Genomic DNA, 10,548 nt, shown 5'->3' with positions numbered 1-10,548 from the left:
GCGGCGGCAAAGAAAAGTAGGTGCCGCCCCGCACAGGGGCGACGTGTGAAGCGAGATAACAATTCGCGGATGCCCGCGCAAAGCCCAAACCACCAAACACCGACGCCTGAAGCGCGCTAAAAATTCGCGGATGCCAGCGAAAAAGCCACAACAACCAAACCGCCCGGCGCCGCGAAGGCGCCACCGAAAACCGAAAACCGAAAACCAAACCACACCACGATCGAACAGGCATAAAGTGTGATTCAGCGGGAACACGCCAGGAGCCACCCAATGCAACGCACCGATCCGCACCCAGACCAAAAAGAAAGCGCCGGGTCTGCCTCAGACCCCAACCTCGAAGCAACAACCAATCCTCACGACTACCAGCGTTGCTTCATAGCGCTAGTCCCCGACACAGCGACCCGCGACGCGCTATCGTCCATCGACATCCCCACGACTGCGCGACGCGTCCCCTACGAACAATTGCACCTGACGGTAACGTTCATCGGCGTACTGCCACAAGAAAAAGCCGCACCGCTGATCGAATCACTAACGCACGAGACAGTGCCACTCAAGCGCACGCCAATAACAAAAATCGAACATTGGCCCCGCGCCTCGCACCCGCGCCTGACAGTCGCAACACTGGCCATGTCCGATGAATTGGCCGCGCTGGACTGGCGCGTGCGCTCGTCGATGATCGCGCTCGGCCTGCCCGTCGATGCCCGCACATTCCGCCCGCACGTCACGCTCGCGCGCTACCGCCAGGACGCGGCGGCAGTCGGCCCCGCAATGGACCTGCAACACGAACTCATCGCGTGCTTCGACTCGTTGACGCTCTATTCGAGCACGCTGGCTCGCACCGGCGCGCGCTATCGATCGCTGGCAAGCGTGCCTGTCGTCTACGGATGACGCTCACCGCAAACCAGACGCAAAACATCGAACAAGCATCAGGAACCGCGATACCGCCCCAACGTCAACCCATCCAGATCGATCTCCGGCTCGCGCTGCGTAATCAGATCCGCGACCACCCGCCCCGATCCCAGCGACATCGCCCAGCCCGTCGAGCCATGTCCAAGATTGATCCACAACCCGTCAATGCCGGACGGCCCGAGCAACGGCGCACCGTCGGGCGTCATCGGACGGCGTCCAACCCAGAACTGTGCGGAAGAGGGCGCCGTCGCATGCGGGAACCAGTCATCGAGCACTTTCATCAGCGTCTGCAGCGCCTGCTCACGCAGGGTCGTCTGCCGGTTGCCGAGCTCCGCCGTACCCGCGACGCGCAGATTCGGCCCGAAACGCGTGATCGCCGTCTTCAACGATTCGTCCATCAATGCGGCGCGCGGCGACTTTTCATCGTCGACGATCTGCAGCGTCGCCGAGTACCCCTTCACGGGATACAGCGGCACTTTCACGCCAAGCGGCGCAAGCAGATCCGCGCTATCGACGCCCGCCGCCACGACGACGGCGTTCGCCACCAGCGTCTCGCTGCCCGCCGCGCTCTCGACATGCACGCCATGCACCGAGCGGCCACGCACGTCGAGTGCCGTCACGCGCGTATCGAAACGAAAGCGCACACCATGCGCCTCGCAGATCGCGCGCAATTCCCGCGTGAAGCGCGCGCAGTCGCCCGCTTCGTCGTCGGGCAGATAGAGGCCGCTCAACGGCGCCTGACGCGCCCAGCGCAGTCCCGGCTCGATCTCGGCGCATTCGGCCGCGCTCACTTCGCGATGGCTGATGCCCGCGTCGCGCAGCACGGCGAGCGCGGGTTGTGCGAGTTCGACGTCGAACGCCGTGCGAAAAAGTTGCAGATAGCCCTGGCTGCGTCCGTATTCGAACGGATGATGCCCGCGAAACTCGCGCAGGCATTCGCGGCTGTAGTACGCGATACGCTGCATCCGCTGCTTGTTGACGCGAAAGCGCGCAAGGTCGCATTCGCGCAGCCATCGCGCGATCCAGCGCCATTGCGCGAGATCGAACGTCGGCCGGAAGATCAGCGGCGAGGCGGGCTTGAACAGATACTTCAGGATCTTGAACGGCATGCCGGGCGCGGCCCAGGGCGTCACGTAGCCGGGCGCGATCACGCCCGCGTTGCCGAAGCTCGTCGCCAGCGCGACGTCGGATTCGCGCTCGATCACGGTGACGTCGCAGCCGCGCTCGCGCAGGTAGAAAGCGGTGGCGACACCGATGATGCCGCCGCCGAGAACGATCGTTCGCATGGATGGTATTACACGTGTTCCGCCGATTCCGCGCTTTCGGCCGCAAGCGATTTGCCCTTCGTTTCGGGCAGCGCCAGCGCCGCGACGACGACCAGCAGATAGCCCGAGCCCGCGACGATGCCGATCGCCTTCACGAGCGTCATCGTCTGCGACAGCGTGCCGACCAGAATCGGAAAGAACGAGCCGACACCGCGCCCGAGGTTATAGCAGAAACCTTGTCCCGAGCCGCGGATCGCATTGGGATACAGCTCAGATAGATACGCACCAACGCCCGCGAATATTCCCTGCACGACGATGCCGAGCGGAAAACCGAGCAACAGCATCGCGCCATCGGTGATGGGGAGCATCGTGTAGATCATGCCGAGCACGAACGAGCCGATCGCGAACAGCACGAACGACGCGCGCCGTCCGATCCGGTCGGAGAGAATCGCGCCGACGATATACCCAATGAACGAACCGACGATCAGCACGACCAGATAGCCGCTGGTGTTGAACACGGACAGATGGCGCACCGTCTTCAGATAAGTGGGCAGCCAGGTCGTGATCGCGTAGTAGCCGCCCAGCATGCCGCTGCATAGCGCGCTGCCGAGGATCGTCGTCTTCAGGTGCGCGGCGGAGAAAATCTGCAGGAAATGCGAGGTGTCGAAGCCGTTGTCGCGCGCGCGGCGTGTGGCGAGATAGATGTCGGGATCGCTGACGTTGCGGCGGATATAGATGATCCACAGCGCGGGCACGATGCCGATCCAGAAGCATGCGCGCCACGCGTATTCCTCGGGCAGCAACGCAAAGAACGCCCAGTAGAGAATCGCCGCCGCGCCCCAGCCGAGCGACCAGCTGCTCTGCACGGTGCCGACGGCTTTCGCGCGATGCTGCGGCGAGCGTATCGTCTCCGCCATCATGATCGTCACCACCGACCACTCGCCGCCGAAGCCGATGCCTTGCAGCGTGCGCGTCGTCAGCAGTTGCCAGAAGTTGTGCGTGAAGCCCGACAGGCAGGTGAACAGGGCGAAGGTCGCGATAGTCCATTGCAGCACGCGGATGCGCCCGTAGCGGTCGGCGAGTATGCCCGCGAGCCAGCCGCCTATCGCCGACGAGATCAGCGAACTCGTCGCGATCATCCCCGCTTCGCTTTTCGACATGCCCCACGTCGCGATCAGCGTCGGGATCAGGAACGAGTAGATCATGAAGTCGAACGCGTCGACGGCATAGCCGCCGAACCCTGCGTGGAGCGTGCGCCTTTCGCGCGTCGACAACTCGGTAAACCACTGAAATGACGCCATCCCCTCTCCTGTGATCCCGTGTACGTGGGTTGCTGTTGTGATTCTGATGTTCGTCCGGCGTGCCGCAGGTGGCTTGTATTCTACGGTCCGCCTCGATTGCGGCCAATGCGCGGCAAAAATAGCGCGCCGACATTTCACGTGGCGGGAATGGCGGCGCATGCGCTTACATTGCGATTCCTTACTGATTGCTACTGTGTAACCCTTGAGCTGTTTTCGTCCATTACACTGCACGTCGACGCCGTAAGTGATCGGCTCATGCGGTTAATTACACTGTCGATCGGTTCGTCAAACCTGCACGTGACCCGCGTGCGTCTTTCGCATCCGCGCGTGGCACTCGCGCCGCACCTTGTAGACACAACGATGACTTCCTCTGCGAAAGCGGACATTTCGCTCGCCGCTGCGCACGATCTCTACGCCTTGCCGACTGTGCCGGCGCCTTCGCACGCGCGAGCGCATCGCGCGTCGCGCCGCCGCTTCCTGAAGAGCACGGCGGGTGCGCTACTGCTCTCCGGTATGGGCAGCACGCTGCTGACGGCGTGCGGCGGCAACAACGCGGGCTCGGATCAGGCGCCGACGCCGCGTCTCGCGTCGCTGGAAAACTTTCGTGATGTGGGCGGGACGGCGGCCGGCTATCCGACCGTCGACGGTCGCGTGGTGCGCCGCAACGCGTTCTACCGCTCGAATGCGCTGACGCAAAGCGCCGCCGATGCAGCGGTGCTCGATTCGCTCGGCATCGCGGCTGTCTACGATCTGCGTACGCCCGGCGAGATCGAGCGCGCATCCGACGCGCTGCCCACCAACGCGGCGTACGTGAAGATCAACGTCATCGGACGCGAGGACGTCATCACACCCATGCTGGATAACGAGGCGAGCGCGGTGTCGTCGATGGAGCGCGCACAGCGGCTCTACGTGACGGATGCCGTGCAGCGCGCGGCATTCGGCTCGCTGCTTTCGCAACTCGCCAGCACGGCCGGTCCACAGCTGATTCATTCGAGCGCGGGCAAGGATCGCGCGGGTTGGGCCGCGGCGCTCCTGCTGAGCATCGCCAACGTGCCGTTCGACATCATCATGCAGGACTATCTGCTGTCGAACACGTATATGGCGAATGCGATTTCGGCGCGCGTCGAAGCACGCCGCCAGCAGAGCGGCGATCTGGCCGCGAGTGCGGAAAAGCCGCTCGCTAGCGTGCAGAGCAGCTTTTTGCAGGCCTCCTTCGACCAGGTGCAATCCAGCTACGGCACGATGTCGGGCTATCTCACGCGCGGGCTCGGCCTCACGCAATCGACCGTCGATACCTTGCGCGAGCGCCTCCTTCTCTGATTTTTCCGTCGCACAAAGAAAAAACGGCCCGTCCCAGGTGGCAGCGGGACGGACCGAACAGGGAGGCGCCGAGGACGCCGGAGTGCACTATAGGCCCGTAGCGCGGTGAAATGGCGCGACCGTAAGGCAAGGTAAGCGCAAACGGCGCGCGCGTAATGTGCGTAACGTGTCCAGCGTGCGCCAGCCGCTATTCATGGCCCGCAATCGCCTCACGCTTCCGGCATGGCGACAGGCAGCGCGACGCGCACATGCAGTCCGCCTTCCGGGTGATTCTCCACCGTGCACTTGCCGCCGCGATGATGCGCAAGGCGCACGACGATCGCGAGGCCCAACCCGCAATGTCCTTCGCCGCCGCGCGCCGCATCCAGCCGCACGAACGGCTTCATCGCAGCCGCGATGCGGTCTTCAGGAATGCCCGGCCCGTGGTCGCGGACGTCGATGAACCATTGCTGTTCGTCGCGCGACGTCGCGATTTCGACGGGCGGCGCGCCGTGTTCGAACGCGTTGTCGACGAGATTGGTGACGAGCCGATCGAGCAGCGTGCGCGGCAGCGTGAAGCGCGAACCGGCCTGCAGATCGAGCCTGAAAAGCGGTGCTTCGGCCTCGTCGCCAGAGTCCGCTTCATTGCCTTCATTGCCGTCTGTGGAAGAAAACTGCTCGCGCAGGAAAGCGTCCACTTCCGTCATCGGTCCCGATTCCGCCGACTGTCCCGCGAATTCCAGGAACTGCTGCACGATATTCGTCAGCGAATCGACGTCGCGGATCAGTCCCGCGCGTTCGTTCTCGTCGGCGAGCACGCTGGCGCGAAGCTTCAGACGCGTGAGCGGCGCTTTCAGATCGTGCGCGACGCCCGCGAGCATCACCGCCTGATCGTCGCCCGCTTCGTTCAGGCGCCGCATCATGTCGTTGAACGAGCCGATCAGATCGCGCAGTTCGCGCGGGCCCTGTTCGGAGACGGGCTCGGGCCGGCTGCCCGCGCCGAACGCGCGTGCCGCATGCGCGACGCGCGTGAGCGGCCGCTGCATTTGCCAGACGGCGAGCAGCGACAGCAGTAGCGCGGCAAGCAGCATCGAAATGGATTCGATCACGAAGCGCGGGCGCGGCGGCACGTCGACGGGTATCACGACCCACATCGACTTGCGCGGAAAGCGCACCCACAGACGCGGCATATGCGTGTCGTCCACGGCGATCTCGGTGCCGACGGGCAGGCTCGCGCGCAAATGACGCGTGAGTTCCACGAATGGTCTGCGCGTGGGCGGCTCGAGATGGACGGTGGCCGGCATATTCCAGGTCGGCACGAGATGCACGCGCAGCGCGGGCGCGACGTCGGCGCCATTGACGGGCTCGCCGTTCGCCGCCTGCAACGCGAGCAGAATGCCGCGCGCGTAGCCGTCCACCTCGTGATGCGGCGGCTGCATCACGACCAGCACGAACCAGCCAGCCTGAATTGCAAACAGCACCGCCGACGACAACAACGCCATCCTGCCGAACAGCGTATTCAGCGGATTCCTGATGCGGGTCACGCGAGCATCACGCGGGATCGGCGGCGAAGGGCGCGCCGTTGGGGTCCGCGTCGGGGACGAACACATAGCCCTTGCCGCGCACCGTCTGCACGTAGCACGGATTCGACGGATCGTTTTCGATTACGCGGCGCAGACGCCAGATGGGCACATCCAGACTGCGGTCGCGGAACGGCAGGTCGTCGCGATGCACGAGATCGTGGATCAGCACGCGCGACAGCACCTTGTACGGATTGTTGACGAAGATTTTCAGCAGCGCGAATTCGCTGTCGCGCAGCGTCACGCGCGTGTCATCGCGCGACAGCGTGCGGGTCGCGAAATCGAGTTCGAACGGGCCGAAGCGATAACGCTTGCGTGCTTCCGGCGCGCTCGTCGTCGCCGGGCCGCGACGGCGCAACACGGTCTGGATGCGTGCGAGCAGTTCGCGCGGATCGAAAGGCTTCGTCAGATAGTCGTCGGCGCCCAGCGACAGCCCGATGATGCGATCGGCCACCGTGCCGCGCGCCGTCACGAAGATCACGGGAATGTCGTCGCCGGCGGCGCGCAACGCGGTGAGCGCGCGCAGGCCGTCGGTGTTCGGCATCATGATGTCGAGCACGACGACGGAAGGCCGCTCCCGTTCGAGACGCCGTTGCAGATGCGTGCCGTCGTGCAGCACGGATGCATCGTAGCCATTCGATTGCAGGAAGCGGCAAAGCAGATCGCGCACGACGGGATCGTCGTCGACGATGAGGACCTGTGGATTCATATCGAAATTCTAGTCCGGCAGGGCTTGTCGGCGGTTGAAGCTTTCCTTACCAACACTTACTCAAACTCTCGGCGAGCGCGCGTGCGGCGCACGGCTTATCGAGCCTGTCTTGCAGGGCGGGGCGCAGCGGTCCGCCGGGCGCGTTGCAGTCCGCAATATTTCGCTTACGTACGCATTGCGGATGTTGGGCGAAGACCTCTGCATGTTGCGCGATTGGAAAGATTTCGCGTGCATTCGCAAGCGGTCGTAAGCACCTCGGAAATACGTGCGTTGCTTGAGCCATCGTGACAACGAGGCAGACGGGATCATTCGCTATGCCACACGCTGCCGTGTGCGCCGGACTCAGCGATGCTTTCGCGAACGGGCGCACGGCGATCCCGAAGACTCTCGCACTTCACGAGGTTTGCCATGACTGTTCAGAACAACCATTTCACCACGCAACTGCAAAGCATCGCCCGACCCTCCGCCGCTGAAAAGCCGTCGGCGCGCGGCGCGTCCACGACGGCCGCCGCGACGGCGACGGGCGACAAGGCGGGCGACAAGACGGGCGCGGCGCAAACGTCCGCCTCGCCCGTCGGCATGGTCGGCAATCACGTCAACACGACGGCCTGACGTGCCGGAGTTCGCCGTGCCGAGATCACGCTTTTACACGCACGTAAGACGCGCTGCTACGCGTCTGGCGATGTGGTCGGCCGTGGGCGCGGCGGTGCTGCTGCTCGACGGTTGCGCCGTCGCGGCGCTGCCGTGCCGGCTGACTTCGGCGACGCTGAAGATACTGCCCGTCGTCGGCCATGTGGCCGCGACGCCGTTCGACGCCTGTGCCGCAGCCATCGACTGAGCTGCTGCCACCAGTTACGCGAGGCGAGCCATGCAACTCACTTCGATCGGGCGCGCGCTGACCGCATGCGCCGTGGCCATGTGCTGTGCGCTGATGCCGTTCGCGGCGAGCGCGCAGAACATGTTGCCGCCGCAACAGGCGGCCGCGCTGCGCATGTCGGCGATCGGCGCGAAAAAGCGCGCCGCCGACAAGCCGTTCGCGTTTCGCGGCATTCCGCTCGGCATCACGCTCGACGAGTTTCGCGCTGTCTCGCGGGTGCGCGCGACGCCGCTCGGCAGCGTGCCCGTGTGCGAGACGGACAACGTCGCGGGTTCGCTCGGTATGCGGCTGAAGACGTCGCAGAGCCTGACGATCGCGTGCCAATGGGCGCATCGCGTGGCGGACGGTTGGGAAGTATCGCGTGCCGTCGTCGACGGCGCGCCTGCTGACGAGCATGTGCTGCGCTTCGTGCGCGTCGATGGGCAGAGCGGTTTCCGTCTGTACGAGATTTCGTTCGTTATCGACGAGATCACGGCCGACGATCTGCGCGACGCATTCGAGGACCGCTACGGTGCGCCGCGCACCGCGACGCAGGTCAGCTCGCCGACGGCTGGCCAGTTGCCTGTCTACATCTGGGAAAACGACGTGAGTTCGATCACGTTGTGCCTGTTGCCCGCGACGCACAACGCGACGCTCATCTACCTGTTGAAGGACCCGGACGCGTATATGAAGTCGGTGGTGCGGCAATGGCAGGCGAGCAGTCCCGACGCGGGTTGACGGGAGATTTCGATTGGCTTCGTTGCTTAAACACACGCAAAGGCACGACACACCATGAACGCCATGCACATGCCACGCGCGGCCGCCGTGCTGACGAGCGCCGCCGTCTTCTACGCGCTCGCCGGTTGCGGCAGCACGAAAGATTCGATTGTCGACACGCCGATGCTGCCGCCGCTGTCGACTGCGCCGCTCAACGTGAACACGCAGGGCGCGATCTTCCAGGCGGGCACGGGGATTCTGCTGTATGAGACGCCGCGCGCGCAGCACATCGGCGACGTGCTGACGATCCGTTTGTCCGAGTCGTACACCGGCTCGAACAGCACGAATGCGCAGGCGAGCCGCGCGAGCGACATCACGGCCGAAGCCGCCGACAAATCGACAGGAACGGCGGCGCGTCTGGCGCGGCTGTTCAATATCGGCTCGGCGAGCACGACCTTCAAGGGTCAGGGCTCGATTGCCGACACGAGCGGCATGACGGGGACGCTGGCCGTCACGGTGATCGGCACGATGCCGACTGGCAACCTGGTCGTGTCGGGCGAGAAGCTGATTTCGATGGGCGGCAACCGGGACCGGCTGCGTCTGTCGGGCATCGTGAACCCGAAGGATATCGAGTCGGGGAACTACGTTGCGTCGAGCAAGGTGGCGAATGCGCGTATCGAGCAGGCGGGGCAGGGCATGCTTGCCGATTCGACGACGCTTGGGTGGCTGCAGCGCATGTTCATGAGCGTATTGACGTTCTGATGCTTTGCGCGGGCGGCGCGGGTCGCGCGGTGGTTCTCGAGTTCGCGCGCGACCTGTCGGCGCATGCCGATCTGTGCGTGAAGCGCGGCGCCGCGGAGCGTCAGAGATTCGCGACGGGGGCGTCGTAACGTTCCGCTGCGCCGATCTCGCCATCCGGCACGAACACATAGCCTTTGCCCCACACGGTTTGCACGTAGCGCGGCTCGGACGGATCGACTTCGATCAGCCGGCGCAAGCGCCAGATCGACACATCGAGGCTGCGATTGCGGTGCGTATCGGTGCCGCCGTGGAGTTTTTCGAGCAGTTGCGCGCGTGTGAGCACGGTCATCGCGTGCGAGACGAACACTTTGAGCATGGCGAATTCGCTGGAGCGCAGGGCGATGCGTTCGCCGTCGCGGCGCAGTTCGCGCGCGGGAAAATTCACTTCGAAGCGGCCGAAGCGATAGGGCGCGCGATTTTCGGGCGCGCTCGGCGCCGCGCTTTCGCGTCGGCGCAGCACGCTGCGGATACGCGCGACGAGTTCGCTCGGGTCGAAGGGTTTGCCGAGATAGTCGTCCGCACCCAGTTCGAGACCGATCACGCGGTCGATCACATCCGCGCGCGCGGTCAGGAGGATCACGGGGATGTTGTCGCCTGCGAGGCGCAGCGCGCGTAGTGCGCTGATACCGTCCAGCTCGGGCATCATGATGTCGAGCACGACGAGTGCGGGACGTTCGTGCTGCAGTGCCTGTTGCAGCGCCATGCCGTTCTCGAGCACGGATACCGTGAAGCCACGGCCTTGCAGATAGTCGCGCACGATGTCGCGGACGACGGGGTCGTCGTCGACGACCATAATGGATGAGTTCATCCTGGCGATAGTAGTTGGGGTGCGCTTCGCGCGGAAGCTGGGGGTGCTTTCGAAATCTTTCATGCGTAAGAGGTTTGGTTTTTGCTTTTTGGTTTTTGGTTTTTGGCTTTTTGCTGCGCGGGCAGGCGCGGTTTGATTTTTTTGGGGTGGCGTTGCCGTGCGGTCTGTTTTGGTGTTTTGGGCTTTGTGCTGGCATCCGCAATTTGTTAGCTCGCTTCAGGCGTCGCCGTTCGGTGTTTTGGTTTTTTCGCTGGCATCCGCTCTACGTTAGCTCGCTTCAAGCGTCGCCCCTGTGCGGGGCGG

Annotated in this window: 12 protein-coding genes; 7 read left to right on the top strand and 5 right to left on the bottom strand. The window is 64.3% G+C overall.

From position 1 onward, the window contains the following. The first annotated feature begins 270 nt into the window (after nt 1-270). Nucleotides 271-888 carry an RNA 2',3'-cyclic phosphodiesterase gene (gene thpR / locus KFO72_RS39880; protein WP_225034378.1) on the top strand — a complete coding sequence of 206 codons (618 nt, stop codon included), beginning with the start codon at nt 271-273 and terminating at the stop codon, nt 886-888. Nucleotides 889-926: 38 nt separating this feature from the next. On the opposite strand, the gene KFO72_RS39875 is transcribed toward thpR, so the two are convergent. Together KFO72_RS39875 and KFO72_RS39870 are read right to left on the bottom strand one after the other, a co-directional pair. Then, nucleotides 927-2,195: a D-amino acid dehydrogenase gene (locus KFO72_RS39875; RefSeq protein ID WP_054929137.1), complete on the bottom strand. Its 1,269-nt coding sequence runs from the start codon at nt 2,193-2,195 to the stop codon at nt 927-929. A gap of 8 nt (nt 2,196-2,203) precedes the next feature. Further along, nucleotides 2,204-3,475 (bottom strand): MFS transporter, encoded by a 1,272-nt coding sequence (locus KFO72_RS39870; protein WP_225034376.1) that lies wholly within the window; start codon nt 3,473-3,475, stop codon nt 2,204-2,206. A 360-nt stretch (nt 3,476-3,835) separates the two neighbouring features. On the opposite strand from KFO72_RS39870, the gene KFO72_RS39865 reads away from it, so the two are divergent. Next, complete coding sequence (locus KFO72_RS39865) at nt 3,836-4,795, top strand: tyrosine-protein phosphatase (RefSeq protein WP_225034375.1); 960 nt, start codon at nt 3,836-3,838, stop codon at nt 4,793-4,795. A 209-nt stretch (nt 4,796-5,004) separates the two neighbouring features. Here the strand turns inward: KFO72_RS39865 and KFO72_RS39860 are convergent, their stop codons facing one another. After that, complete coding sequence (locus KFO72_RS39860) at nt 5,005-6,309, bottom strand: ATP-binding protein (RefSeq protein WP_224101461.1); 1,305 nt, start codon at nt 6,307-6,309, stop codon at nt 5,005-5,007. A 16-nt stretch (nt 6,310-6,325) separates the two neighbouring features. Beyond that, on the bottom strand, nt 6,326-7,063 hold the full coding sequence (locus tag KFO72_RS39855; protein ID WP_054929135.1) for a response regulator: 738 nt from the start codon (nt 7,061-7,063) through the stop codon (nt 6,326-6,328). A 408-nt stretch (nt 7,064-7,471) separates the two neighbouring features. Here KFO72_RS39855 and KFO72_RS39850 point away from each other — a divergent pair, with 408 nt between their 5' ends. The 4 genes from KFO72_RS39850 to KFO72_RS39835 all read left to right on the top strand — a co-directional run bounded on the left by KFO72_RS39850 (nt 7,472) and on the right by KFO72_RS39835 (nt 9,398). Beyond that, a complete protein-coding gene (locus tag KFO72_RS39850) occupies nt 7,472-7,675 on the top strand; it encodes a hypothetical protein (protein WP_225034374.1) in 204 nt (67 codons plus the stop codon). A gap of 70 nt (nt 7,676-7,745) precedes the next feature. Further along, a complete protein-coding gene (locus KFO72_RS39845) occupies nt 7,746-7,901 on the top strand; it encodes a DUF6726 family protein (RefSeq protein WP_225034372.1) in 156 nt (51 codons plus the stop codon). Nucleotides 7,902-7,931: 30 nt separating this feature from the next. Further along, nucleotides 7,932-8,657, top strand: a complete 726-nt coding sequence (locus KFO72_RS39840; RefSeq protein WP_060599605.1) for a hypothetical protein — start codon at nt 7,932-7,934, stop codon at nt 8,655-8,657. A gap of 63 nt (nt 8,658-8,720) precedes the next feature. Then, nucleotides 8,721-9,398: a flagellar basal body L-ring protein FlgH gene (locus tag KFO72_RS39835; protein WP_405083842.1), complete on the top strand. Its 678-nt coding sequence runs from the start codon at nt 8,721-8,723 to the stop codon at nt 9,396-9,398. A 100-nt stretch (nt 9,399-9,498) separates the two neighbouring features. On the opposite strand, the gene KFO72_RS39830 is transcribed toward KFO72_RS39835, so the two are convergent. Beyond that, nucleotides 9,499-10,245 carry a response regulator gene (locus KFO72_RS39830; protein WP_009771308.1) on the bottom strand — a complete coding sequence of 249 codons (747 nt, stop codon included), beginning with the start codon at nt 10,243-10,245 and terminating at the stop codon, nt 9,499-9,501. Nucleotides 10,246-10,319: 74 nt separating this feature from the next. On the opposite strand from KFO72_RS39830, the gene KFO72_RS39825 reads away from it, so the two are divergent. Further along, nucleotides 10,320-10,548: hypothetical protein (locus KFO72_RS39825; protein WP_225034370.1), on the top strand; the 229-nt coding region annotated here is incomplete at its 3' end.

Origin of the sequence: Paraburkholderia sp. XV (assembly GCF_020177535.1) — a bacterium.
Classification (GTDB): domain Bacteria; phylum Pseudomonadota; class Gammaproteobacteria; order Burkholderiales; family Burkholderiaceae; genus Paraburkholderia; species Paraburkholderia caribensis.
This window is presented reverse-complemented; position numbering and strand designations above follow the sequence as displayed.

Excerpts from the sequence above, each read along its gene's own strand:
- thpR (WP_225034378.1), top strand. The coding sequence starts at position 271 with ATGCAACGCACCGATCCGCACCCAGACCAAAAAGAAAGCGCCGGGTCT.
- KFO72_RS39875 (WP_054929137.1), bottom strand. The coding sequence starts at position 2,195 with ATGCGAACGATCGTTCTCGGCGGCGGCATCATCGGTGTCGCCACCGCT.
- KFO72_RS39870 (WP_225034376.1), bottom strand. The coding sequence starts at position 3,475 with ATGGCGTCATTTCAGTGGTTTACCGAGTTGTCGACGCGCGAAAGGCGC.
- KFO72_RS39865 (WP_225034375.1), top strand. The coding sequence starts at position 3,836 with ATGACTTCCTCTGCGAAAGCGGACATTTCGCTCGCCGCTGCGCACGAT.
- KFO72_RS39855 (WP_054929135.1), bottom strand. The coding sequence starts at position 7,063 with ATGAATCCACAGGTCCTCATCGTCGACGACGATCCCGTCGTGCGCGAT.
- KFO72_RS39850 (WP_225034374.1), top strand. The coding sequence starts at position 7,472 with ATGACTGTTCAGAACAACCATTTCACCACGCAACTGCAAAGCATCGCC.
- KFO72_RS39845 (WP_225034372.1), top strand. The coding sequence starts at position 7,746 with ATGTGGTCGGCCGTGGGCGCGGCGGTGCTGCTGCTCGACGGTTGCGCC.
- KFO72_RS39840 (WP_060599605.1), top strand. The coding sequence starts at position 7,932 with ATGCAACTCACTTCGATCGGGCGCGCGCTGACCGCATGCGCCGTGGCC.
- KFO72_RS39835 (WP_405083842.1), top strand. The coding sequence starts at position 8,721 with ATGCACATGCCACGCGCGGCCGCCGTGCTGACGAGCGCCGCCGTCTTC.
- KFO72_RS39830 (WP_009771308.1), bottom strand. The coding sequence starts at position 10,245 with ATGAACTCATCCATTATGGTCGTCGACGACGACCCCGTCGTCCGCGAC.